Origin of the sequence: Bradyrhizobium lupini (genome assembly GCF_040939785.1) — a bacterium.
Classification (GTDB): domain Bacteria; phylum Pseudomonadota; class Alphaproteobacteria; order Rhizobiales; family Xanthobacteraceae; genus Bradyrhizobium; species Bradyrhizobium canariense_D.
Genome location: NZ_CP162553.1, coordinates 2950528 through 2975496, shown reverse-complemented (window position 1 = coordinate 2975496; position 24969 = coordinate 2950528). Strand labels below are relative to the sequence as shown.

Sequence of the window (24969 nt, the reverse complement as noted above, 5' to 3'; positions counted from 1 at the left end):
GGCGTTCTCCCTGGTGCGACGTTTTCTTACCCGACCGATATCACACGGTCCGATGGATTGGCAGCGTAGAGCTCCTCGATCAGCAGGCTGCGATGCTCGAGCACCGCGCGCTGGTTGATCGAGCCCTTGTCGGTGACCTCGCCCTTGTCGATCGAGAGTGGCGTGTCCAAGAGGATCGCGCGCGTGATCCGCGTCGAGGATCCCGTGGCCGCGCTGAGAAAGCGGGTCAGCCGTTCGCGAAATGCCTCGCGCACCAGCCGGTCGCGGGTCGCGACGACGAGATCGTCGGTCGGCAGCGTCGGGTTGATCAGCCGGCAGCCGTCGAGATCGAGCACGACGAGCGCGGAGATCTCGTCTCGGTTGATGCCGGCGATGACGACGTCGCGCACCAGCGGCGCGCAAGCCGCGACGAAGCGCGCGCGCAATGGGCCGACGCTGACCCAGGTGCCGCTGCCGAGCTTGAAATCCTCACCGATGCGGCCGTCGAAATCGAAGCCGGCATTGAGATCATCGGGATCGACGGGCTTGAGGGCATCGCCGAGCTTGTAGAAGCCTTCTTCGTCGAACGAATTTGCGGTGATGTCGGGCTGGCGCCAGTAGCCGGGCATCACGTTCGGCCCCTTGCAACGAACTTCCATCTTGCCGTTGTTCGGCACCAGCTTGGCGTCATTGCCGGATACGGGAAGCCCGACATGGCCGGAGCGGCTGGTGCGCGGGTTGACCGACATGAAGAACGGCGCGGTCTCGGTTGCACCGAGGCCGGTCAGCATCGGTACGCGGTAGCCTTTTTCCTTCACCGCGAGCTCGTCGAGGCTGTTCCAGACGAACGGCGACAGGGCCGCGCCCGAGAAGAACATCGCGTGCAGCCGGTCGAAGAATTTTGCGCGCAGCCCTTGGTCGTCGCGCAGATAAGGCAGCAGCGACTCGTAGCCCTTGGGCACGTTGAAATAGACCGTCGGCGAAATCTCCTGGAGATTGCGCACGGTCTCCTCGATGCCTCCCGGCACCGGCTTGCCGGCGTCGAGATACATCGAGCCGCCATTGTAAAGCGTCAGCCCGATGTTGTGGTTGCCGCCAAAAGTGTGATTCCAGGGCAGCCAGTCGATGATGACGGGCGGCTCGTCCTTGAGGAAGGCGAGCGTCTCGCGCAGCATCACCTGGTTGGCGCAGATCATGCGCTGGGTGTTGATGACCGCCTTGGGGTTGCCGGTCGAGCCCGAGGTCAGCAGGAATTTCGCGATGGTGTCGGGGCCGATCTTGCCGTGGACCTCGTCCAGATCGCCGCGGATCGGCGTTGCCATGAGGTCGGCGAGCAAGGTGACGTCGCGGCCCGGCACGCGACCGTAGGACGCGGCGATGTCGGTGCCGAGCGAGACGTTGGCCGCGAGCGCGTCGGCGAACTTTTCGGCGTCCTCGGCAAAGACGAGGCCGGGCGTCAGCAGCTTCATCAGGTAGGAGAGCTTGCCGTAATCCTTCGATACCAGCGAATAGGCGGGCGACACCGGGCAGAACGGAATGCCGGCATAGAACGCGCCGAACGCGAGCAATGCGTGGTCGATCGAATTGCCGGAGAGGATGACGACCGGCCGCTCCGCCGACAGCCCGCGCGCAATGAGCCCTGAGGCGATGTGCCGGCTCGCGGCGAGCAGCTCGGCGTAGCTGATCTTGCGCCAGCCGCGGCCACCTTCGCGCTCGGCCATGAAGACGCGATCGGGCGTCGCGCTCGCCCAGTGATGCAGGCGGTCGGTGATGCGGGCCGGATAATCGCCGAGCGGCTGTTTGGGCCGCAGATAAATCGTGCCGTCGTCGCGCCGCTCGATATTGACGACGGGATCGCCGAACGAAATGGGCCGCAGCGGGGAAGTGCTCGCGCCGCGCTCCATGCTGGAAGAGGACGGCTGCGCGCTCATGATTTCGGCTTCACCTTTGCGGTCTTGTGTTCGAGGAACTCGCGGATCCTGCGTTTTGCCTCTTTGTCGCTCTGCGCCACCGTCGCCATCAGCGATTCCATCAACAGGCCGGTCTGCGGATTGGCCTCCGCGATCATCGGCAGCGCCTGGAGCACGGCGAAGTTGGTCAGCGGCGCGTTGGAGGCGACCTTGGTCGCAAGCTCCATCGCCTTGCCGAGCCCGTTGCCGGCTTCCGTGACATATTGCGCAAAGCCGTAGGAGGTGCCTTCGGTCGCGGAATAGACGCGGCCGGTCAGCATCATGTCCATCATCCTGGCGACGCCGATCAGGCGCGGCAGGCGCACCGAACCGCCGCCACCGACGAAGATGCCGCGCTGCCCCTCCGGCAGCGCGAAATAGGTCGAGGGTTCGGCGACACGGATATGCGCCGCGCAGGCGAGCTCCAGCCCGCCTCCGATCACGGCGCCCCTGAGCGCGGCGATCACAGGCACGCGGCTGTACTGGATGCGGTCGAACACCCGGTGCCACATCTGGGAATGGAGAAGGCCGCCACTGGCATCATGGTCGGTCAGTTCGGAGAGGTCGAGACCGCTGGAAAAATGGTCGCCGATGCCGTGGATGACGACGGCGCCGATATCCTCGGGCAGGGCCGCAAAACACTCGCCGATCTCCAGGATGATGCCGTCGTTGAGCGCATTGCGCTTGGCCGGCCGATTGAGGCCGACGGTCAAAACCCGGTCCGCCCGCTCGATCTTCAAAAGCCCGGAGGCGCCCGCGTCAGCGGTCTCGGCGTTTCCCTGTGTCATTTGCGTCCTTGTCAGAATAGTTATGTTGTATAACGAATTCAGGGGGAGTCAACAAGGGAAGTCCCGCCGTTGCGCTTCGAAGCCTCCTTCGAAACGGGAAAACGTCAGCCAATTGGGCGCCGCATTCGGCGCAATACGTGGAGCGCCTCAGGCTGCGTCGGTCATCAGCTTCTTCGCGGCCTGAGCAAGCAGGCCCGATCGCGTGTAGCCGTGGGCCTCGGCGTATTTGTCAATTTGCTCCAGGACATCACCCGGCAAGGTGACATTGACGCGCACGACCTTCGGCAGATCGTCCTTCATCGAGACCAGAATGGCGACGCCCGAGCGGTTCTCGGGCTTGGACATGATATCTTCGAGTGAGGAAGGCTCTGGGATCGGTTCGCCGTCCTCCGCCATCCCCTCGAGGTGAAGCGCCAGCGCTTCCTCGGCCATGTCGCGTGCCTCGTCGAGCGTGGTTCCTGCGGTCACGAGGCCGGGCAGATCGGGAAACGACACGCCGAAATCGCTGTCGGCGTCCTTATGGATAAGACCAATGTAGTGGCGCATGGCGCTTACCTCAGCTTCAGGCCGGATTGCTTTTCAATACTCTTCAGTGTTCCGAGAGGGACGTCCCGCTTCGGATGAGGGACCGTGACCCGGCCCTGCTTCGCGGGGTGCTTGAACTGGACGTGGCTGCCCTTCTGAGCCACTTGGACCCAGCCATCTCTTTGAAGGACCGAGATAATTTCCCGGTCATTCATGATGTGTATTTATACACATTTGCCCGTGCTCGTCAATGAACTCACATCACCTGATGCACGTCGATCACGACGCGGTCCGCATGCCGGGCTGCTGAACCGACAAAAATGTGCTGCATCAGCCAGCGGTATTTCTCATGCCCGGTCTCGAACTTCGGCACGGTGCGGAAATAGATCAGTTTGGGATCCACCGGCTCGCCGCGCTTGAGCTTTTGCAACAGCTCGACCGGGCCGAAGCGCATGCCCTTGTTCTCGACATAGACGGTGGCGCCGTCATCGGTTTGGAACGCGTACTTCGCTTCGAGATCAATCAGCTCATTCGGGCGGATGGTCTGGAAGTCCGCGCCGAACGGCAGCACCTTGCCGGTGATCGCACCCGTCACCTCGCCGCCGACGATCGGGATGATGCGGCGAATGCCGATACCGGTCTCGCCGGCGGTGACGACGTCGCCGATGCGTGCGGTGACGGTAAAGACGTATCTGGTTTCCAGCGACGGCGTGGTCATCGCTTCACCTCCTCAATGCGCCATCATCCGCGTCGGCAACCACGTCGCCAGCAGCGGGAAGGCGATCAGGATCACCAGGCGCACCAGGTCTGTCGCCACGAACGGAATCACGCCCTTGAAGATGGTGGAGAAGGAAACGTCCTTCACCACGCTCTTGATGACAAAGACGTTCATGCCCACCGGCGGATGGATCAGGCCGAGCTCGACCGTCATGACGATGATGACGCCGAACCAGATCGGGTCGAAACCGAGATGCATGATCACGGGGAAGATGATCGGCACGGTGAGGATGATCATCGCCATGGCGTCCATCAGGCAGCCGAGCACGAGATACATCACCATGATCAGCGCCAGCACGCCGTAGGGGCCGAGACCGAGGCCGGTGAGGAATTCCGTCACCTTTTGCGGGGTCTGCGTCACCGTGAGGAAATAGCCGAAGATCAAGGCGCCGATCAGCACGGTGAACACGGCGGCGGCCGTGCGCGTCGCCTGGAGCAGCGACGCCAGAATCTTCTCGCGGTCGAGCCGGCCGGTCGCCACGCCGATGATGAAGGCGCCGGCGGCGCCGACGCCGCCCGCTTCCGTCGGCGTGAAGCGCGGCAAATAGGGCAGGCCGTAAAGGCCGCCGATCACGAACACGAACAGCAGCACCGGCGCCCAGATGTCCTTCAGGCCGGCGAAGCGCTCGCGCCACGGCAGCTCCTTGCCCTTGGGCAGGAAGTCGGGCCGGAAATAACCGATCAGGAAGATCGTGATCATGTACATGGTCATCGCCAGGATGCCCGGGATGATGCCGGCGATGAACAGCTTGCCGATGTCCTGCTCGGTGATGATGCCGTAGACGGCGAGCACGGTGGAGGGCGGCAGCATCGCACCCAGCGTGCCGCCGGCCGCGATCACGCCGGTGGCAAACGACTGCGGATAGCCGAAGCGGCGCATCTCGGGGTAAGCGACCGCGGAGAAGGTCGCGGCGGTCGCGACCGAGGAGCCGCAGATCGCGGCAAAGCCGCCGCAGGCGCCGACGGTGGCGATGCCGAGTCCGCCGCGCAAATGGCCGACAAAGCCGTTGGCGGCGCGGAACAGTTCGCGGCTCATGCCGGAATTGCTGACGAAGGAGCCCATCAGCAAAAACATCGGAATGACGCCGAAGGTGTAGTCGGTCACCGTGCGCATCGAGGTCTGGCCGACCAGCTTCAGCGCCGGCGTGGCGCCAACGAGATAGGAGAAGCCGGAGACGCCGACGAGGCCCATGGCCATGCCGACGGGCACGCGCAGCAGCATCAACGCGAACAGGGAAACGAAGCCGATAACGGCGACGGCATCGGTGCTCATGATTACTCCGTCGCCTTCAGCTTGGGGTCGTGCATCTCTTCGGGATGGAAGATCAACCGGTAGGTGCGGATCGCGATCAGCAGCACGGCGGAGACGTCGCCGATCCAGGCGATCGCGAAGAACGGCCAGGTCGGCATGTGCATGTCGAAGGTTTGGACGTTGTCGTTGTAGGTGCCGCGGACCTTGTCGAACAGCGTCCAGGTCTGCACCGTCACGACGAACAGCAGCACCAGGGTCGCGAACACGTCGATCCAGCGCTGGTAGCGCGGCCCGACATTGCCCCAGACGAGGTCGACAGTGATGTGGGTGCCGCGATAGGAGGTCGCGGCGATGCCCCAGAAGATGAGGATGCCGAGCAGCATGCGGCCGATGTCGAAACTATCGGGGATCGCATAGTTCAGCGTGTTGCGCAGCAACACCGAGAGGAAGATGTCGAGCGCGACGATGCCGACGAAGCCGGCTGCGATCCACTCGATCGAATCGATCACGCGATCCATCCAGGCGCGCTTCATGGGAGTGTCCTAGGTGATGTCATTCTCGTTCTCGACTCGGCTGCTGCTCCTCGCCTCTCCCCGCGTGCGGAGAGAGGCCGCATCGCATCGTAGATGCGGTCGGGTGAGGGGACTCTCCACGAGTCCATCTCTCACTCTATCTTGCGGAAGCGGCCCCTCACCCCACCCCTCTCCCCGTAAAGACGGAGAGAGGGGAGGAGAGGCCGATCGCGTCGCAGCTTCACTCCGCCAGCGCGTTGTACTTCTTCAGCGAGGCCTTCAGCTCGCTAAGCGCCGCGTCCGGATCCACGCCGGTCTTCTTCGCGCCGTCACTCCAGGTCTTCACCAGCGGCTCGGCGGCCTTCTTCCAGGCCGCGGTCTGCTCGGGCGTCAGCTTGTAGACCTCGTGACCGGACTCCGCCTTGACCTTGTCGATGCCGGCATCCTCGAACTTGCCCCAGTGCTCGCCGACCACGCCTGCCATTTCGACCGTGCAATTCTTGTCGATCGCGGCCTTCTGCTTGTCGGACATCGCATTGTACTTGTCCTTGTTCATGACGAACACGAAGGTCGTGGTGTAGAGCGGCGCCTCCATGTCGTATTTGGTCACCTTGTCGATGCCGAACAGCACCAGCGAGCCCCAGGGGAAGGTGACGCCATCGGCGACGCCGCGCTCGATGATGTCGCGCACTTCGGGCGCGGAGGATTGCACATTGGTGCCGCCGAGCGAGGTGACGAAGTTCGCCATGGTGGCGTGGGCGGGGCGGATCTTCAGGCCCTTCACGTCCTCCGGCATCACGATCTTCTTGGTGCGGGAATGGAAGGAGGAGGGCGAGTGGACGAAGGCGAGGCAGTATTTGACGTCCTTCATCTCCTTCTCGGCGTATTTGCGGTACCAGGCGTCGAGCCCCATCGAGCCGCCCTTGGCATCCGAGATCAGGAATGGCAATTCGCCGGCGCCGATGATCGGGAAACGGCCGGGCTGGTAGCCGGGATTGACATAGGTGACGTCGGCGATGCCGTCGCGCGCCATGTCATAATGATCGAACGCCTTGCCCATCTGCTGGGCCGGAAACACCTTGCCCTTGATGGTGCCGCCGGAATCCTTCTCGACCGCGGCAGCCCAGTCCTCCAGCGATTTCTGCAGCGGATGCGAGGCCGGCACCCAGTGCGAGATCTTCAAATCGAAGGTCTTGTCCTGCGCGAACGCAGGGCTCACGCTTGCTGCCAGCAGCAACGCCAGACAGGCTTTTCTCATCACGCGTCTCTCCCTCTTTTGACGGCGGGCTTCGATGGCCCGGTCTCGTTAATTAACATGTTATCTAGTTGGCCGGCGCGTTCAAGCCGGAACTGGCGCGACGTGCCGCCGCGCACTCCCTTTTGCCCAACCGTTATATGATATAATTATCGTGCGCGGACGGCCGCGACAAGCGAGCCACGACGAAAGCCTACAAGATCGGGAGGAGCAAGTATTGCGGACAAAAGTCGCAATCATCGGGGCAGGGCCGGCAGGATTGTTGCTTGGGCAACTGCTGCATCATTATGGCATCGACAATGTCATTCTGGAGCGGCAGAGCCAGGACTATGTGCTCGGCCGCATCCGTGCCGGACTGCTGGAGGAGGGAACAGTTGCGCTGCTCGACCAGATCGGCGCCGGCGCACGGGCGCATGCCGAAGGGCTGGTGCATGAAGGGATCGAACTCACCTTCTCGGGGCGCCGCCACCGCATCGACATGAAGGCTGCGACCGGCAAGACGGTCATGATTTACGGCCAGACCGAGGTCACGCTCGATCTGATGAATGCGCGCACGGCCGCCGGCCTCACCTCGGTCTACGAGGCCAAGGACGTGCAGCCGCAGGATTTCGACGGCGGTCACCCGCGCGTAACCTACGTGAAAGATGGCGTCACCCACACCATCGATTGCGATTTCATCGCCGGTTGCGACGGGTTTCACGGCGTCAGCCGCGCCAGCGTTCCGGCTTCGGCCATCGAGGAGTTCGAGCGCATCTATCCGTTCGGCTGGCTCGGCATCCTCTCCGAGACGCCGCCGGTCAGCCACGAGCTGATCTATTCCAACCACGCCCGTGGCTTTGCGCTCTGCACCATGCGTTCGACCAGGCGCAGCCGTTACTATGTGCAGTGCGCGCTCGACGACCACGTCGACCAATGGCCGGACGACCGTTTCTGGGACGAGCTCAAGCGCCGGCTCGACCAGGACGCCGCCGACACCCTGGTCACGGGCCCCTCGATCGAGAAGAGCATTGCGCCGCTGCGCAGCTTCGTCGCCGAGCCGATGCGCTTCGGCAGGATGTTCCTGTGCGGTGACGCCGCCCATATCGTGCCGCCGACCGGCGCCAAGGGGCTGAACCTGGCCGCGAGCGACGCGCATTATCTGTCGAGTGCGTTTCGCGAGTTCTACGACGAAAAATCCAGCGCCGGCATTGATGCCTATTCGGCGAAGGCGCTGGCGCGGGTCTGGAAGGCCGTGCGCTTCTCCTGGTGGATGACCTCGATGCTGCACAAATTCCCCGACACCGGCACCATCGGCGCGCGCATCCAGCTCGCCGAACTCGACTATGTCACGCAGTCGCAGGCCGCGATGACCTCGCTGTCGGAGAATTACGTGGGGCTGCCGTTTTAGGGCGCGCCGTCATGCCCCGCGAAAGCGGGGCATCCAGTACGCCGCGGCCTCTCCGTATCACGTCACCGTCTCTGGAATACTGGATCACCCGCTTTCGCGGGTGATGACAGGGATAGCGGGGCGACGGCGCCACTCCTTTCAAACACCCGCGCAAATTCCGTTTAAAACTTTGTAGGTGGTGCATCTGTCCCGTCTGCCGCGTTCAATGGCGGGAGCCACCAACGCGAGACGGACATGACCAGCACCGACATTCCCGCCGGCTTCGAGCCGCACTTTCGCAAAGCCCCGCTCACCGATCCCTGGGAGCCGCTTTACTCCAGGAAGACCGACAACGGCGTCACCGTGGGATTGCGGCTGGCGAAACCGCACACCAACGCGCGCGGGCTGATCCATGGCGGCCTGATCGCGGCGCTGGCCGATGCCGCCATGGGCTACAGCTGCGCGCAGGCGACGGGCTGGACGACCTCGTTGGTCACGATCTCGCTGTCGGTCGACTATGTCGGCGCCGGCGAGATCGGCCAATGGCTCGCGGTCGAGGGTGAGGCGATCAAGACCGGCAGCACGATCTGTTTCGCGCAGTGCCTCGCGAAGGCCGACGGCGCCGTGATCGCCCGCGCCAGCGGCACCTTTCGCGTCGTGCCGAAGAAGGGGTGAGGGCGTCACCCGAATTTCCACTCCGCGGTCTCCACCACGAGATCGACGAAGGCGCGCACCTTGGCGGAGAGCAGGCGCGAGGTCGGGTAGACGATGTGGATCGGCAACGCCGGCTGCTCGTATTTCGCCAACACGATTCTGAGCCGCCCGCGCCGCAGGCCCTCGGCAGCCTGATAGGCCAGCACCCGGGTCACGCCGCCGCCCGCCTCGGCATATTGCAGGGCGGCGTCGGCGCTGTTGCTGGCGAAGCGTGGATTCGGCGCCACCTCGATGTCGCGGCCGTCCTGCACGAAGCGCCAGTTCGCGGATGGACCGAAGGCGATGGTCTGGTGCCCGAGCAATGCCTCCGGCGTCTTCGGCTCGCCATGGCGCTTGAGATAGCCAGGTGTCGCCACCACGATCCGCCGCATCTCGCCGACCTGGCGCGCGACGAGAGAGGGTCGGCGAGATGGCCGATCCGCACCGCGACGTCGACGGCATCTTCCACGAGATTGACCAGATTGTCCGACAGCCGCAATTCGCAAGCGACCTCGGGATAGCGCTTGAGGTAGGCGATCATGACAGGCCCGACATGGAGCCGGCCGAAGCCGACCGGCGCCGACACCACCAGCCGCCCGCTCGGCCGGTTGCGCTCCTCCCGTGCAGAGCCGTCGGCCTCCTCGACATCGGCCAGGATGCGACGCACGCGCTCCAGATAGCGCGTGCCGACGTCGGTCAGGGTCACTTGACGGGTGGTCCGCTGCAACAGCCGCGCGCCGAGATGCTCCTCCAGCGCCGCGATCAGCCGCGTCACCGCGGAGGGCGACAGCCGCAGTTTTCGCGCCGCCGGCGCGAAGCCGCGCAGGTCGGCGACGGTGACGAAAACATGCATGGCTTCGAGGCGATCCATGGCATTATTGCCTATACCGCAATGATGAAGTGTCAAGCGGGACGATTGTTTTAGCCTGCGAAAAGTCCACTTTAGATCGCGAAGTCGAAGGGATGCGCCGGGATTTCAGGAGACGTTCCGATGACGGCAACTCACACCTACGCCAGCGACGTGGCGTTCACGCCGGCGGTGAAGTCGATCCAGACCCGCAAGGGATCACGCGAAGGCTATGCGCATGCCGAGCAGCGCGGCTGGCGCACCGAGGTCGATGAGAACCTCGCGGCATTCCTGGCCGACGCCAACAGCTTCTATCTCGCCACGGCCTCGGCCGACGGCCAGCCCTACATCCAGCATCGCGGCGGCCCGAAGGGGTTTTGAAGGTGCTGGACAAGCAGACGCTCGCCTTCACGGACTATGCGGGCAATCGTCAATACATCACGCAGGGAAATCTGTCCGAAAACCCCAAGGCTTACATCTTCGTGATGGACTACGCCCATCGCCGCCGGGTGAAGATCTGGGGCGAGGCGCGGGTGGTCGAGGACGACGAGGCGCTGACGACATCGCTGATGCCGAAAGGCTATCGCGCCCGGCCGGAGCAGGTGATCCTGTTCAAGATCGAAGCGTGGGACACGAACTGCCCGCAGCACATCCCGCAAAAATTCGACGCGACGGATGTGGCAGCGGCGCTGGCGGCAAGGGATGCGAAGATCGCGGAGCTGGAAGCGGAGGTCGCGGGGCTGAAGGGAGCGAGTTGAGCGGCCTCTTCGCCTCCCCGAATCCACCGATGTCATGCCCCGCGAAGGCGGGGCATCCAGTACGCCGCGGCGTCTCGGTTCCAGCACAGCGGTCTCTGGGATACTGGATCGTCCGCCCCTGTGCGCAGTTGCGCACTAGGCGGACGATGACAGATGAGTTTGAGGAAGCGTCTCGAAACTACAACACACTCGCGCCTTCGTGCTGGAAGCCGAGATAGCTCGCCGCCACGCGCTCGTTCGCCGCGATGTCGCTGGCCTTGCCGCTGAGCACGAACTCGCCGAGCTCCATGACATAGGCCTGATCCGCGATCTTCAATGCCGCCTGCGCGTTCTGCTCGACCAGCAGCACGGAGACGCCGGCGGCGCGCAGTTCGGTGACGATGCGGAAAATGTCGGCGACGATGATCGGGGCGAGGCCGAGGCTCGGCTCGTCCAGCATCAGGAGCTTGGGCTCGCCCATCAGTGCGCGGCCCATTGCAAGCATCTGCTGCTCGCCGCCGGAGAGCGTGCCGGCGAGCTGCTTGCGCCGCTCCTTGAGCCGCGGAAACAGCGTGTAGACCCGCTCCATCGAGGCTTTCGCCTTGCTTCTCTCGATGCGGAAGGCCCCTAACTCGAGATTGTCCTCGACATTCATGGTCACGAACAATTCGCGGTGCTCGGGAACGAGGCCAAGCCCCATGGCGACGCGGTCCTCGATGTCGAGCCGCGACAGGTCCTGACCTGCGAATGAAACACGCCCTTTCAGCGGCAAGATGCCGATGATGGCGGAGAGCAGCGTGGTCTTGCCGGCGCCGTTGGCGCCGACGATGGTGACGATCTGGTTCTGGCCGACTTCGAGCGAGACCGAGCGCACGGCCTCGACCTTGCCATATGCGACATGGGCGTTGGCGACGGACAACAGCGCGCTCATGCCGCCACTCCGAGATAGGCCTTGATCACTTCGGGATTGGTCTTGATCGTGGCCGGCGTTCCTTCCGCGATCTTGGTGCCGAAATCGAGCACCACGATGCGGTCGGCGAGGTTCATGACGAAGCCCATGTCGTGCTCGACCAGCAGGACGCTCATGCCGCCGTCGCGCAGCTCGCGCAGCAGCGTCGCGAGCCGCTCCTTCTCCATGTGGCGCAGGCCGGCGGCCGGCTCGTCGAGCAGCAGCAGCATCGGATCGACGCACAACGCACGGGCGATCTCGACGATCCGTTGCTGTCCCAGTGAGAGCGAGCCTGCGAGCTGATGTATCTGCTCGCCAAGTCCGACGCGCTCGATCTGGCGGGCGGCTTCGGCGAGCAGCTTTGCCTCATCAGTGCGGTCGAGCCGCAGCATCGAGGAGATCGGCCCCGAATGGCCGCGCAGATGGGCGCCGATCGCGACGTTTTCCAGCACGGTCATATCAGGCACCAGCTTGACGTGCTGGAAGGTGCGGGAGATGCCGAGCTTGACGATCTCCTGCGGCGGCGCCCTGTCGACCTTGTTGCCGAGCACGGAGATCGAGCCCGAGCTGGCGGACAGCACGCCGGTGATCAGGTTGAAGGTGGTGCTCTTGCCGGCGCCGTTGGGGCCGATCAGCGCGACGATCTCGCGAGCCTGAACGTCGAAGGAGACGTTGTTCACCGCGACCACGCCGCCAAATTGCTTCCGCGCCTTCTCGACCTGGAGCAGGACGCTGGATTGGCCGGGGGAGCGGGTGCGCTGCTCCAGTTTCAACGAAGTGTCCGGCTTTTGCCACCGGTAGCCTGGGGCAGGAACGACATCAGCCAGGGCCAGACGCCGCCGGGTGCGAGCTGGAGCAGCGCCACCAGCATGATGCCGAACACGATCGTTTCAACCTGGCCGGAGCCGGGCAGGATCAACGGCAGGTAGCTCTGCAGCACTTCCTTCAGGACCACGACGAGCGCCGCGCCCAGGACGCCGCCCCAGACATAGCCGGCGCCGCCGACCACGGCGATGAAGAGATACTCGATGCCGGCCTGCGCGCCGAACGGCGTCGGGTTCACCGCGCGTTGAAGATGGGCGTAGAGCCAGCCGGAGAGGCCGGCGAGCACGGCGGCATGGATGAACACCAGCATTTTCGCCCGCGGCGTGTGCACGCCGAACGCCTCGGCCGCGACATGGCCGCGCCGGAGCGCGCGGATGGCGCGGCCGGTGCGGGAGTCCAGCAGGTTCATTGTGAGCAACGCCGAGAGGATCACGGCAACCCAGATCGCGTAGTAGATCGAGCCGGGCGAGAGCATTTTGAACGAGCCGATCGACAGCGGCGGGATCGCCGAGATGCCGTCGTTTCTTCCCAAAAATTCCAGCTTGCTGAAGAGATAGAACAAGCCGAGTCCCCAGGCGAGCGTGCCGAGCGGCAGATAATGACCGGAGAGACGGACCGTGACGAGGCCGAGCAGCACCGCCAGCAATCCGCTGACCACCAGCGACAGCGGTAGCGTCAGCCAGGGCGACATGCCGTAGGTCGTCGACAGCACCGCAGTGGTGTAGGCGCCGAAGCCGACGAAGGCCGCTTGTCCAAACGAGGTCAGGCCGCCGACGCCGGTCAGCAGCACGAGGCCCATCGCGACCAGGGCCGCGAGACCGATATTGTCGAGCAGCACGATCCAGAATGGGGGCATGCCCGGAACGAACGGGATCGCCGCCATGATCAGCGCGAAGATGAGGATGGGGAGCCGGCTCTGCATCTTGGCGTCAGTCCTTCTCTTCCTCGACCGCAGGCGCGGCGAGCGAGCGCAGCAGCAGCACGGGAATCAAGAGCATGAAAACGATCACCTCCTTGTAGTTGGAGGCATAGAAGGACGAGAACGCCTCGACGATGCCGACGACCAGCGCCGCGACGGCGGTGAGGGGGTAGCTGACAAGCCCGCCGATGATCGCGGCGACAAAGCCCTTCAGGCCGATCAGGAAGCCCGAGTCGTAATACAGCGTCGTGATCGGCACGATCATGATGCCCGACAGTGCGCCGATGACGGACGCCAGCAGGAAGGCGATCTGCCCGGATAGCGTGGTGCGGATGCCGACGAGCCGGGCACCGAGCCGGTTCACGGCGGTCGCGCGCAGTGCCTTGCCGTAGAGCGTCAGCCCGAAAAACAGCCACAGCCCGACGATGAAAGCGATGGTAATGCCATAGACCGTGATGCTCTGGCCGGTGAAGCGCAGCGCACCGGTGGTGAAAGAGCCGGACAGCACGGCAGGTCCGCGCTGGCCTTCGGCGCCGAAGAACAAAAGGCCCAAACCCTGAAGGGCGAGGTGGACGCCCACCGAGGCGATCAACAGCACCAGCACGGAGGTGTGCGCCAGCGGCTGGAATGCGATGCGGTAGAGAAACAGGCCGATCATCGCCACGATCACCAGTGACAGCGCGATGCAGACCGCAACCGGCGGCTTCTGAGCGGCGTAGTAGACGGTCAGCGCCAGCACGATGGCCGGCAGCACGATATTGGTGATGACGCTGCGCAGGATCAGGCGTCCGTGCAGCGCCTTGCGCGCGGCGAACAGGTCGAACGCGAAGGCGCCAATGCCGAGGGCGAGCGCGAGTTTCGCCGTACCCGGCATCTGGCCCGCGGCCAGCGAGGCATAGGTCAGCGCGCCATAGGTGACGAATTCGCCTTGCGGAATGAGGATGACGCGGGTGACGGCGAACACCAGCACCAGCGCCAGGCCGAGCAGCGCATAGATTGCGCCATTGGTGATGCCGTCCTGCAGCAGGAACAGCATGATGGTGGTATTCAAGACCGGACGCTCCCCCTCAAAGATTCAGGACCGGTCCCCTGATTGTGGTGGACGGTCCGCTCACAGCCATTGAACAGCGCTGACGATATTTGATATGGTCCATAACAATTATCAAATATAACATCAAGAGTGGCGAACGATCCTCCCGAACTTAACGGGATTGCGAGCATGAGGCGATGACCGTTTCCAAAACCGCTGAAAAGTCTTCTGAAAAACCCGCCGACACAGCCAAGGGCCGCAAGGACGCGGCCGACGGGCCCGGCGAAGCCCTCCAGCTCGGCGAACTCTCGGAGCAGCTCGGCTATGTCCTGAAGCGGGCACAGCTCAAGGTGTTCGAGAACTTCCTGCGCTGCATGGCCTCGCTCCAGCTCACGCCGGCGCAGTTCTCCGTGCTGCTGCTGGTCGAGAAAAACCCCGGCCGTAACCAGACCGAGATCGCCTCCACCCTCGGCATCCTGCGCCCGAATTTCGTGGCGATGCTCGACAATCTCGAGAGCCGCGACCTTTGCGCGCGGATCCGCTCCACCAACGACCGCCGCTCGCACATCCTGGTGCTGACCGACAAGGGCAAGGCCGTGCTGGCGCGCGCCAAGAAGCTCGTCGCCACCAAGCACGAGGCCCGGCTGAACGAGCTGCTCGGGCCGTCCAACCGCGAAGCCCTGCTCGGGATGCTCTCGAAGATCGCCAACGAGTTTTGACGGTTGATTGCCCGGCGACCGGCCATCGAGCCCGGAATCGCGGGCGGGCTGGCGACGGTTACGCCGCGGCGAACCGGTGGGGCATGGCAGGTGCTGCTTCCGCGGACAGGAAACGGCGCTCGATTTCCAGGGCGGGCAAGGGAGGGCTGAACAGATAGCCCTGCATTTCGGTGCAGCCCTCCGCTGCGATCCGGTCCCGTTGCTCCTCGGTCTCCACGCCCTCCGCCGTCGTCGTCATGCCCATCCCGCGCGCCAGTGCCGCCACCGCCCGCACGATGCTGAGGGAGGCCGCATTGTTTTCCACGCCGCTGACGAAAGACCGGTCGATCTTGATCTTGTCGAAGGGGAAGCATTGCAGATAGGTCAGTGACGAATAGCCGGTGCCGAAATCGTCCATGGCGACCTTGATGCCCAGTGCGCGGAGCTGGTGCAGCGTCGTCAGCGTCCCGTTCCTGTCCTGCAGCAGAACACTTTCCGTGATCTCGATCTCCAGCCGCCGCGGATCGAGGCCGGAGGCCGCCAGCGCGCCGACGATCACCTCCGTCAGGCCCGGCTGGCGGAATTGCACCGCCGAGATGTTGACGGCGACGTGCAGATGGTTCGGCCACCGGCTTGCAGTGGCACAGGCCTGCCGGATCACCCATTCGCCGATCGGCACGATCAGGCCGATCTCTTCCGCAAGCGGGATAAAGCTGTTCGGCGCGACCAGTCCGCGCCCTGGATGTCGCCAACGGATCAAGGCTTCGAAGCCGCTGATATCGCCGCCGTCGGTCTTCACGACCGGCTGGTAGTGCAGTTCGAACTGGCCGGCGGCAAGGCCGTTGCGCAGGTCCTGCTCCAGCCCGCGACGGCTTTGCGCTTCTTCGCCCATGGCCGGTTCGAAGAAGCAGTGCATGCCGCGGCCGTCGCTTTTCGCGCGATACAGGGCCAGATCGGCATTGTGCAGGAGTTGCTCGGGCGTCGAGCCGTCGCCAGGCGCAATCGCGATCCCGATGCTCGCGCCCGCAATGGTCTGGTGTCCGTCGAGCCCGAACGGAGCACTCAGCGTCCTGACAACGTCGCGCGCCAGCAGGTCCGCCTCGCTCGAATCGGAAATCGGCGTCTGGAGGATCACGAATTCATCGCCACCCATGCGCGCGACCGTATCGCTGTCGCGCGCGAGCTGCTTGAGGCGGCGGCTGACATCCTGCAGCAGGATGTCGCCGGCCTGGTGGCCCAGGGTGTCGTTGACGGCCTTGAACTTGTCGAGATCGACGTGGTGGATCGCGAACATCCCGCCCTGTTCGAGCGCCTGCTTGAGGCGCTGACCGAGCAGGGCGCGATTGGCGAGGTCCGTCAGCGCGTCGTGGTGCGCCATATGCGCAATCTGCAATTCCGCCTTGCGCTGCTCGGTGATGTCTTCGTGGGTCGCGACCCACCCGAGATCGGGCATCGGTCGGTGCCTGATCTTGAAGGTTCGCCCGTTCTGCATCTCGACGATGCGGTCCATGGCCTCGGCTGACATGGCGACATCGGTCCGCCATTTGGCGTATTCCTCCCGCGTCATCGCCGGCACGCTGCCGACCTCGTAGCGTAGGTCGAGGATCTCCTGGAGCGGCGTGCCCGGACGAACGCGGTCGGGCGGCAGGCCGTACATCTCGATAAAGTGCGTGTTGCAGACCACCAGCCGATGGTCGGCGCTGAAGAAGCAGAGTCCGTGCGACATGTTGTTGATCGCGATGTCGAACTGGAAGTTGCGCTCCTGCAACCGCCGACTGAGCTCTTCGCGCTCTGTAATGTCCTCGTGCGTCGCCATGCCGCCGCCGTCGGGCAGGGGATGAATGGTGTAGGCGATGATTCGTCCGTCGGCGAATTGCTGGACCGTCTGCTCGCTGACGACCGAACCCTCGGTGCGGGCACGGACATAGGCGCCGGCTTCTCCGCCGATGCTCAGGCCCAGTTTGAGCCGATGCTCGATCAGGTCCTTGATCGGCGTGCCCGGGTGCACCTGGTCGGGCGAGAGCGCGTACATCTCGCGGTAGCGCGGGTTGCAGAAAATGACCCTGCGGTCGCTGCCAAAGAGGATGATCCCAAGCCACAGATTATTGGCGGCGCACTTGAGCAACTCGCCGAGCACAAGCGGATCAATGCTTGCGACCTCCTGATCACTCTCCCCCATGCGCGTTGCCCCCGGGACGACGCGATTAGAGCAGGCGGTGGTGAATCAGCCCGACAATTCGCCCAATTTCGGGACATGTTCCTGAAACTGCGGCGAACGCGAGGTTAAGGGCGGCGATGCCCGCCCCCTGGAAAAGAGGACACCGACGAGAATTCAGAGATCGTTAACCATGTCGTCCCGCCGAACCGCGCGGGGCGCCGGCGGGATGGCGATGCCGCCGTGTCAGTCGACCAGGATTACCCTGATGTCGTTCACATTGGTCAGCGTGGGCCCCGGCAGCAACAGGTCGCCCGTCGCCTCGAAGAACGTGGTCGCGTCGTTGTTGTCGAGATAGGCCTGCGGCTCCAGCCGCTGCGCCGCCATCTTCGCGAACGTCGCCGCGTCGATCAGCGCGCCGGCGGGATCAGTGGGATTGCCGGCACCGCCATCGGCGCCGTCGGTGTCGCCGGCGAGCGCGGAGATGTCAGGCGTGTCCTTCAAGAGGCCGGCGAGCGCCAGCGCATATTCCTGGTTCGGCCCGCCGCGGCCATTGCCGCGCACGGTGACCGTGAGCTCGCCGCCGGAGAGGATCGCGACCCGCTTGCCCTGCGCGCGGGCCTGAAGCGCCAGCCTGGCGTGATCGGCGGCAACGTCGCGGGCCTCCCCTTCGAGGTCGGCGCCGAGATCGATCGTCTCGTAACCGGCCTCATGCGCGAGTTTGACCGCAGCGTCGAGCGATTGCTTCGGACGTGCGATCAATTCGAAATGCGCGCGCGCGAAGGCGGCATCACCGGGCTTGCAGCTCTCGTTGGCGGGGTCGTCCAGCGCGCGGCGGACGGCATCGTCGATGTCGAGCTTGTACCTGGCGACAATGGCGCGCGCATCATTGAGCGTGGTCGGATCGGGCACGGTCGGACCTGAGGCGATCGCGGAGGGATCGTCATGCGGCACGTCGGAAATCGCAAGCGTCACGATCTCGGCGGCATTTTTGCCGGCGCGCGCCAGCCGCCCGCCCTTGATCCGCGACAGATGCTTGCGCACGACATTCATCTCGCCGATCGGCGCGCCGGAGCGGAGCAGCGCCTTGTTGACCGCCTGCTTCTGCCCGAAGCTGATGCCGTTGACGGGCGCGATCCAGTTCGCCGAGCCGCCGCCGGTGAGCAGCACCAAGAGCAGATCGTCCGGCCCGGCCTCGGCCGCGAGCGCCAGCGTGTCGGCCGCGCCCTTCAGGCCGGCTTCGTCGGGCACGGGATGACCGGCCTCGACCACGCGGATGCGGCGCGTCGGCACGCCGTAGCCGTGACGCGTGGTGGCGATGCCGACGAGGCGTTCCGGTGCGAGCCCGAGCGTGTCGAGATAATGCCGCTCGGCGGCGGCGGCCATCGCGGCCGCGCCCTTGCCGGCGGCGAGACAGATCACGCGTCCCTTGGCGCGGGCCGCAGGTGCGGCGCCAGAATTGTGCTCGGATGAGCGGCGGCAACGGCGGCGTCGTAGAGCGCGCGGAGCAGGGGGCGTCGGTCGGTCATGACGAAGGGCCTTGAGCGGACAGGAAAGACTGGCGGCGAACGCGCCGCTCACCTGCCTACCGCATCATGCGCCAAAGCGTAAGCCGGCTTTGCCATCATTCGATTGTGCAATCGCGTGATCATAATCGCCGCGCAAGCAAAAAACCCCTGCGATGGTTCGCAGGGGGTTCCGTCGTCGCGTCCTTGATGGGGCTAGCCGCCGACGTCGGCGCTGATCACGTCTCCGAACAGCTCAAACTTCTCGCCTTTGAACTTCTCGAGTTGAAGCTGGCTGATCGGCGCGAAATCGGTCGGCGAGGTGTTGATCTTCACGCCCGGCAGCAGGGCCTCGGTGCGGAAGTCCTTCAGATTCGCCGCTTGCTTCATGACGTTCTCGCGCGTGAGATCGTCACCGCACTGCTTCAAGACCTGAACCAGGGTCTGGGCCACGGCATAGCCGACGATCGTGCCCTTATCGAGCTTGTCGCCCTCGGGGAAGTATTTGGTCATGAAGGCGAGAAAGTCCTTCATGCCGGCATCATTGGCCCACTGCGGATCCGAGACGTCCTTCAGATAATCGGCCGAGATGATGTCCTGGCCGTTCTCGAAGCCGGCAGGCTTCATCACGCTGCCGACGGAGGCAGAGACGTTGTTGAGGAAGTGCAGCGGCTTCCAGCCGATCTCGGCGTTCTTCTTGATCGCCTGGGCTGCGAATTTCGGCGTCGTGATGTTCATGAAGACGTCGGCGCCGGTCGACTTCAGCTTGACGATGTGGTTGTCGATGGTCGGTTCGGAGGTCTCGTAGCTCTCCTCCACGACGATCATCGACGCGGCTTTGGCGCCGAGGCCGTCCTTCAGGCCCTTGAGATAATCCTTGCCGTAATCGTCGTTCTGGAACAGCACGGCGATCTTGGCGTCGGGCTTGTTCTTCAGCAGCCACTTCGCGTAGATCTGCGTCTCGCTCTGGTAGTTGGGCTGCCACCCCATGGTCCAGGGGAAGTTCTGCGGATCGTTCCACTTGGTGGCGCCGGTGGCGACGAAGAGCTGCGGCACCTTCTTCGAGTTCATGTATTTGTGGATCGCCGAGTTCGGCGGCGTGCCGAGCGAGTTGAAGATGAACAGCACCTCGTCGCTCTCGACCAGCTTGCGCGCCTGCTCCACCGTTTTCGGCGGCGAGTAGGCGTCGTCGTAGCTGATGAAGTTGATCTTGCGACCGTTGATGCCGCCTTCGTCGTTGATCTTCTTGAAATAGGCAGCTTCGGTCCGTCCGATGATGCCGTAGGCGGAGGCCGGTCCGCTGTAAGGCATGATGTTGCCGACCTTGATCTCGGTATCGGTCGCGCCGGTGTCGTATTTCTTCTGGGCCGATGCAGTGGAGGCCAAGGCCGCAATGAGCGCGAGCGCCAGTGACGCGGCCGCAAGTTTGCCGGTGACAGCGGGCATTCCTATCTCCCTATTTTCTTGGTGTGTGTGCGTCCCTTTTCTTGTGTTGCCTGTTTTTGGTGACGCAGCCGCAATTCAATACGATTTACCTGATGCCTACAACAGAAAGCCCCTGCGGCGGGGTCGCGGAGGCTGCTTCTTTAGTAGTCAGGGGCGGCCGCGCGCTCGTGTGCGACTGCGAGAAGATACATCCGCTTGAGTTGATGAGCCGATCAGGAGCGAGTTTGAGTTGCGCGGCTTCAGTGGTCGAGCTCGCTCGAGATCACGTCCCCGAACAGCTCCCACTTCTTGCCCTTGAAGCGCATCATCTGGAGCTGCTCGATCGGGGCGAAATCGTCGGCTGCGGTGTTGATCTTGATGCCTGGCAACAGCGTGTCGGGCTGGAAATCCTTCAAGGAGGCGGCCTGCTTCATGACGTTGTCGCGGGTGAGGTCGTCACCGCACATTTGCAGCACCTTCACCATGGTCTGCGCGGCGGCATAGCCGAACACCACGCCGGCATCGAGCTTGTTGGCCTTGGGATCGTATTTGGCGAGGAAGTTGTAGAATTTCTTCATGCCGTCATCGGCATTCCATTGCGGGTCGGAGGCGTCCTTGGTGTAGCTCGCCGACAGGATCCCTTGCGAGATCTCGAGCCCCGCCGGCTCGAGTACGCCGCCGACCGAGGCCGAGACGTTGGAGATGATGTGGACCGGATGCCAGCCGATCTCGGCCGCCTTCTTGATCGCCTGCGCTGCAAATTTCGGGGTGGTGATGCTGACGAAAATGTCGGCGCCGGAGGCCTTCAATTTCACAACGTGCTCGTCGATTGCCGGCTCCGACGTGTCGTAACCGTCTTCCAGCACGATCATCGAGGCCTTGGGTCCAAGGCCATCCTTCAGCCCTTTCAGGTAGTCCTTGCCGAAATCGTCGTTCTGATAGAGCACGCCGATCTTGCCGTCCGGCTTCTCCTTCATGATGTATTTGGCGTAGATGCGCGCCTCGCTGGCGTAGCTCGGCTGCCAGCCCATGGTCCAGGGATATTGCTTCGGATCGTTCCACTTCGAAGCGCCGCTCGCCACGAACAATTGCGGCACCTTCTTCTCGTTCATGTATTTGCGGATGGCGCCGTTGGTGGAGGTGCCGAGCGAGCCGAAGATCAGCAGCACCCCGTCGCTCTCGAACAGCTTGCGGGCCTGCTCCACCGTCTTCGGCGGCGAATAGCCGTCGTCGTAGGAGATGAACTTGATCGTGCGGCCGCCGATGCCGCCCTCGGCATTGATCTTGTTGAAATAGGCTTCCTCGGCCTTGCCGATCGCCGCATAGGCGGAGGCCGGGCCGCTATAGGGCATGATGTTGCCGATTTTGATCTCGGTATCGGAAGCGCCGCTGTCGTATTTCTTCTGCGCCAGGACCGGGCCGCTCATCGCAGTGCACAACGCGAATGCGGCCAGAACGCCCGCAACCTGAAATCGAACGGCAGTCATCTTTCTCCACCCGGAACGGATCGCCGCCGCATTGAACAAGATTGATGCGGGACGTCAACAAAAAGCCCCCGCGATTCGTTCGCGGGGGCTTCTCGATGTGTCGGACTATAGCGTCAGAGCGTCACTCCGTGGCGATGTCGCCGCTGATGATCTCGCCGAAGAGTTCCCACTTCTCGCCCTTGAAACGCTGCATCTGGAGCTGGGCGATCAGGGCGAAGTCGGTTGGGCTGGTGTTGATCTTGACGCCGGGCAGCAGGGTATCCGGTGCGAAATCCTTCAACGAGGCCGCCTGCTTCATGATGTTGGCCCGGGTCAGATCGTCGCCGCACATCTCCAGGACCTTGGCCAGCGTCGACGCCGCGCCGTAGCCGTAGACCATGCTGGTGTCGGACTTGTCGGCACCCGGCATGTACTTGTCGACGAACTCGTTCCACTTCTTCATGCCGGGGTCGTTGGCCCACTGCGGGTCCGTGGAGTCCTTGGCATAGGCCGCCGACAGCACGCCCTGCGAGGCCTCGAAGCCGGCCGGCTTCATCACGCTGCCGACCGAGATCGACACGTTGGTGAGGATCTGCAGCGGCTTCCAGCTCAGCTCGGCGGTCTTCTTGATGGTCTGGGCCGCGAACTTCGGCGTCGCGTAGATCAGCAGGACGTCGGGATTGGCCGCCTTGATCTTGACGATGTGACCGTCGATCGAGGGTTCGGACACCTCGTAGCTTTCTTCCATGATGATCATGGACGCGCCCTTGGCGCCCAGGCCGTCCTTGGTGCCCTTGAGGTAGTCTTTGCCGAAATCGTCGTTCTGATAGAGGATCGCGATCTTGGCGTCCGGCTTTTCCTTCAACAGCCATTTCGCGTAGATCTGCGCTTCGCTCTGGTAGGACGGCTGCCAGCCCATGGTCCAGGGGAAGTTCTTCGGGTCATTCCACTTGGTGGCGCCGGTGGCGACGAACAGCTGCGGGATCTTCTTGGCGTTGAGGTATTTCTGGATCGCGCTGTTCGAGGGCGTGCCGAGCGGGTTGAACACGACGATCACCTCGTCGCTCTCGACCAGCTTGCGGACCTGCTCGACGGCCTTCGGCGGCGAATAGCCGTCGTCATAGGTGACGAAGTTGATCTTGCGGCCGTTGATGCCGCCCTTGTCGTTGATCATCTTGAAGTAGGCTTCTTCGGTCTTGCCGATGATGCCATAGGCCGAGGCCGGACCGCTATACGGCATGATGTTGCCGATCTTGATCTCGGTATCGGACGCGCCGGTGTCATATTTTTTCTGGGCGAATGCGGCGCCGGAGGTGAGAGTGATGACCGCCGTTGCCGTCACCAGCGCAGCGGTTCGCAGTGTTCTTTCAAAAAACAATTCGGGTCTCCTTAGCTTAATCAACGGGTTGTCAGTTCTTTCTGAGCCGGCCGACGAGTTGCTGGCCCATGATCGCAATCTGCCTCGCGCCGTGCGGCACGAGGTAGATGACGGCGAACAGGAGTACGCCGAACACCGCGCCGGAGAGGCCCTTGGAGATGCCCTCCGCCATGTTCGGCACGAAGATGATGAAGGCGGCGCCGACGAACGAGCCGGGCAGCCAGCCGACGCCACCGACGACCATGCCGAGGAACAGCGAGATCGCCAGCGTGATCGTGTAGCTGTCGGGCGCGACGAACTGCACGGCGATGGCGCCAAGCGAGCCGGCAACGCCGGTGATGCCGGCGGACACGCCGAAGGCCAGCGTCTTGTACAGTGCGACGTTGACGCCCATCGAGGAGGCCGCGATCTCGTTGTCGCGGATCGCCATGAAGGCGCGGCCCGACCGGGAGCGCAGCAGGTTGACCGAGAAGATGTAGATCGCGAGCACGACGGCGAGCGAGAAGTAGTAGAGCCAGGTGTCCTGCGACATAGGCAGCCCGAACGGCGCGTCGGGCTTGGTGACGACGAGGCCCTGCACGCCGCCGGTCCAGTGCTCGAGGAAGTTCAGCTTCAGCAGCTGCGGCATCGCGGTGGCAAGCGCAAAGGTCGCGAGCGCGAGATAGACGCCCGACAGCCGCAGCGCCGGCTTGCCGAACAGGTAGCCGAATGCGAAGCAGACCGCGGCGGAAATCGGAATTGTCAGCGCATAGTTGACGTTGAAGTACTCCATCAGCACCGCCGACGTATAAGCGCCCACGGCGTAGAAGGCGCTCTGGCCGAGCGAGAACTGGCCGGAGCCGCCCGTCAGGATGTTCAAGGCCAGCACCGCGAGCCCGTAGATCAGGAGCATCGTCATCTGGAAGATGATGAAGTTCTTGACGAACACCGGCACGATCAACAGCACCGCCAGCACCAACAGAGAGGTGCCCGTGCCCAGCGTCATCGCCCGCTTCGGAACCGCCTCGACGGCCGGGGCTTCCGTGACGACGTCTTCTGCAGCGCTCATGATCAAACTCGCTTGACGATTTGCCGGCCGAACAGGCCAGCGGGTTTGACGACCAGGACGGAAATGATCAGCGCGAGCGCGATCGGAAGCTTCAGCTCGTTGCCGACGCCGGGAATGTAGGTGCCGGCGAGGTTCTCGAAGACGCCGACCAGGAAGCCGCCGACCACGGCGCCGAACGGGCTGGTCAGTCCGCCGAGCACCGCCGCGGCGAAGCCGTAGATCAGCACGCCGCCCATCATATTGGGCTCGAGGAACACGACCGGTGCGATCAGCATGCCGGCGATCGCACCGATCGCGGACGCCATGCCCCAGCCGAGCGCGATCATCCAGCTCGTGTTGATGCCGACCAGTCGGGCCGATTCAGGCACGGAGGCGGCCGCGCGCATGGCGAGGCCGATCTTGGTGTACTGGAAGAAGAAGTAGAGGCCGAGCAGCAGCAGCACGGTGACGCCGATCATGCCGGCCTGGTGGGTCGAGATCAGCTGGCTGCCGAGGAAGGGCGAGGAGCCGAACGGGGTCGGATACTGCTTAATGGTGAAGTCCCAGATCAGGCCGGCCGAGGAGTTGATGATCGCGAACAGCGCGATAAAGCCGGCGACGTTGGTCAGCACCGGCGCCTTGGCGAGCGGCTTGAACAGGATGCGCTCGATCGCGATGCCGCCGACAAAGGACAATGCCAGCGTGATCACGAAGGCAGCCCAATATGGGATGCCCCATTGCATCAGCTGCCAGGAGATGAAGGTCGAGAACATCGCCATCTCACCCTGGGCGAAGTTGAGATGGTCGATCGCCTGATAGATCATGACCACGGCGAGCGCCATGCAGGCGTAGATCGCGCCCGTGGCGATGCCGGCCAGCACTTGGTTGGTGAACAGCTCCATCGTGCCGGCT

Annotated in this window: 20 protein-coding genes and 3 pseudogenes; 4 read left to right on the top strand and 19 right to left on the bottom strand. The window is 63.8% G+C overall.

The genetic code is table 11. From position 1 onward, the window contains the following. Positions 1 to 26 precede the first annotated feature (26 nt). From AB3L03_RS14135 to AB3L03_RS14100, 8 genes are all read right to left on the bottom strand, one after another. On the bottom strand, positions 27 to 1910 hold the full coding sequence (locus tag AB3L03_RS14135; protein WP_368508820.1) for a feruloyl-CoA synthase: 1884 nt from the start codon (positions 1908 to 1910) through the stop codon (positions 27 to 29). After that, a complete protein-coding gene (locus tag AB3L03_RS14130) occupies positions 1907 to 2716 on the bottom strand; it encodes a crotonase/enoyl-CoA hydratase family protein (protein ID WP_085361644.1) in 810 nt (269 codons plus the stop codon). The genes AB3L03_RS14135 and AB3L03_RS14130 overlap by 4 nt, the downstream gene beginning before the upstream one ends. A gap of 147 nt (positions 2717 to 2863) precedes the next feature. Next, positions 2864 to 3262 carry a type II toxin-antitoxin system HicB family antitoxin gene (locus AB3L03_RS14125; RefSeq protein ID WP_085351700.1) on the bottom strand — a complete coding sequence of 133 codons (399 nt, stop codon included), beginning with the start codon at positions 3260 to 3262 and terminating at the stop codon, positions 2864 to 2866. A gap of 5 nt (positions 3263 to 3267) precedes the next feature. After that, positions 3268 to 3456 carry a type II toxin-antitoxin system HicA family toxin gene (locus tag AB3L03_RS14120; RefSeq protein ID WP_368508819.1) on the bottom strand — a complete coding sequence of 63 codons (189 nt, stop codon included), beginning with the start codon at positions 3454 to 3456 and terminating at the stop codon, positions 3268 to 3270. A 41-nt stretch (positions 3457 to 3497) separates the two neighbouring features. Next, positions 3498 to 3959 carry a DUF3237 domain-containing protein gene (locus AB3L03_RS14115; protein WP_085361643.1) on the bottom strand — a complete coding sequence of 154 codons (462 nt, stop codon included), beginning with the start codon at positions 3957 to 3959 and terminating at the stop codon, positions 3498 to 3500. Between the two features lie 12 nt (positions 3960 to 3971). Beyond that, positions 3972 to 5291 carry a TRAP transporter large permease gene (locus tag AB3L03_RS14110; protein WP_018458468.1) on the bottom strand — a complete coding sequence of 440 codons (1320 nt, stop codon included), beginning with the start codon at positions 5289 to 5291 and terminating at the stop codon, positions 3972 to 3974. A gap of 2 nt (positions 5292 to 5293) precedes the next feature. Then, on the bottom strand, positions 5294 to 5803 hold the full coding sequence (locus AB3L03_RS14105; RefSeq protein WP_085351703.1) for a TRAP transporter small permease: 510 nt from the start codon (positions 5801 to 5803) through the stop codon (positions 5294 to 5296). Positions 5804 to 6023: 220 nt separating this feature from the next. After that, the gene (locus AB3L03_RS14100; protein ID WP_018458470.1) at positions 6024 to 7040 is read right to left on the bottom strand and encodes a TRAP transporter substrate-binding protein; all 1017 of its coding nucleotides are present in this window, start codon (positions 7038 to 7040) and stop codon (positions 6024 to 6026) included. 214 nt (positions 7041 to 7254) lie between these two features. Between AB3L03_RS14100 and pobA the strand changes: the two genes are divergently transcribed. Continuing rightward, the gene (gene pobA / locus AB3L03_RS14095) at positions 7255 to 8424 is read left to right on the top strand and encodes a 4-hydroxybenzoate 3-monooxygenase (RefSeq protein WP_368508818.1); all 1170 of its coding nucleotides are present in this window, start codon (positions 7255 to 7257) and stop codon (positions 8422 to 8424) included. Positions 8425 to 8658: 234 nt separating this feature from the next. Then, a complete protein-coding gene (locus tag AB3L03_RS14090; protein WP_018458472.1) occupies positions 8659 to 9078 on the top strand; it encodes a PaaI family thioesterase in 420 nt (139 codons plus the stop codon). Positions 9079 to 9083: 5 nt separating this feature from the next. On the opposite strand, the pseudogene AB3L03_RS14085 reads toward AB3L03_RS14090, so the two are convergent. Next, positions 9084 to 9967 (bottom strand): annotated as a pseudogene (locus AB3L03_RS14085) (LysR family transcriptional regulator). Positions 9968 to 10087: 120 nt separating this feature from the next. On the opposite strand from AB3L03_RS14085, the pseudogene AB3L03_RS14080 reads away from it, so the two are divergent. Continuing rightward, positions 10088 to 10701, top strand: a pseudogene (locus tag AB3L03_RS14080) (pyridoxamine 5'-phosphate oxidase family protein). A 178-nt stretch (positions 10702 to 10879) separates the two neighbouring features. Here AB3L03_RS14080 and AB3L03_RS14075 read toward each other — a convergent pair. From AB3L03_RS14075 to AB3L03_RS14065, 3 genes and pseudogenes are all read right to left on the bottom strand, one after another. Next, the gene (locus tag AB3L03_RS14075) at positions 10880 to 11611 is read right to left on the bottom strand and encodes an ABC transporter ATP-binding protein (RefSeq protein ID WP_018458475.1); all 732 of its coding nucleotides are present in this window, start codon (positions 11609 to 11611) and stop codon (positions 10880 to 10882) included. Further along, positions 11608 to 13376, bottom strand: a pseudogene (locus tag AB3L03_RS14070) (ATP-binding cassette domain-containing protein). The gene AB3L03_RS14075 and the pseudogene AB3L03_RS14070 overlap by 4 nt, the downstream one beginning before the upstream one ends. A gap of 7 nt (positions 13377 to 13383) precedes the next feature. After that, positions 13384 to 14424: a branched-chain amino acid ABC transporter permease gene (locus AB3L03_RS14065; RefSeq protein WP_368508817.1), complete on the bottom strand. Its 1041-nt coding sequence runs from the start codon at positions 14422 to 14424 to the stop codon at positions 13384 to 13386. A gap of 176 nt (positions 14425 to 14600) precedes the next feature. On the opposite strand from AB3L03_RS14065, the gene AB3L03_RS14060 reads away from it, so the two are divergent. Further along, on the top strand, positions 14601 to 15122 hold the full coding sequence (locus AB3L03_RS14060) for a MarR family winged helix-turn-helix transcriptional regulator (protein ID WP_085351833.1): 522 nt from the start codon (positions 14601 to 14603) through the stop codon (positions 15120 to 15122). A 58-nt stretch (positions 15123 to 15180) separates the two neighbouring features. Here the strand turns inward: AB3L03_RS14060 and AB3L03_RS14055 are convergent, their stop codons facing one another. The 7 genes from AB3L03_RS14055 to AB3L03_RS14025 form a co-directional block, all read right to left on the bottom strand. After that, entirely contained in the window at positions 15181 to 17280 is a 2100-nt protein-coding gene (locus AB3L03_RS14055; protein WP_368508816.1) for a putative bifunctional diguanylate cyclase/phosphodiesterase, read from the bottom strand. Positions 17281 to 17502: 222 nt separating this feature from the next. Beyond that, positions 17503 to 18837: a glycerate kinase gene (locus AB3L03_RS14050; RefSeq protein ID WP_368508815.1), complete on the bottom strand. Its 1335-nt coding sequence runs from the start codon at positions 18835 to 18837 to the stop codon at positions 17503 to 17505. 140 nt (positions 18838 to 18977) lie between these two features. Continuing rightward, entirely contained in the window at positions 18978 to 20207 is a 1230-nt protein-coding gene (locus AB3L03_RS14045) for an ABC transporter substrate-binding protein (protein ID WP_204513262.1), read from the bottom strand. Positions 20208 to 20446: 239 nt separating this feature from the next. Beyond that, on the bottom strand, positions 20447 to 21673 hold the full coding sequence (locus AB3L03_RS14040; RefSeq protein ID WP_368508814.1) for an ABC transporter substrate-binding protein: 1227 nt from the start codon (positions 21671 to 21673) through the stop codon (positions 20447 to 20449). Positions 21674 to 21794: 121 nt separating this feature from the next. Continuing rightward, positions 21795 to 23030 (bottom strand): ABC transporter substrate-binding protein, encoded by a 1236-nt coding sequence (locus AB3L03_RS14035; protein WP_368508813.1) that lies wholly within the window; start codon positions 23028 to 23030, stop codon positions 21795 to 21797. 31 nt (positions 23031 to 23061) lie between these two features. Beyond that, positions 23062 to 24078 (bottom strand): branched-chain amino acid ABC transporter permease, encoded by a 1017-nt coding sequence (locus AB3L03_RS14030; protein ID WP_026233593.1) that lies wholly within the window; start codon positions 24076 to 24078, stop codon positions 23062 to 23064. A 2-nt stretch (positions 24079 to 24080) separates the two neighbouring features. Next, entirely contained in the window at positions 24081 to 24959 is an 879-nt protein-coding gene (locus AB3L03_RS14025) for a branched-chain amino acid ABC transporter permease (protein ID WP_007599708.1), read from the bottom strand. Between the last annotated feature and the right edge of the window lie 10 nt (positions 24960 to 24969).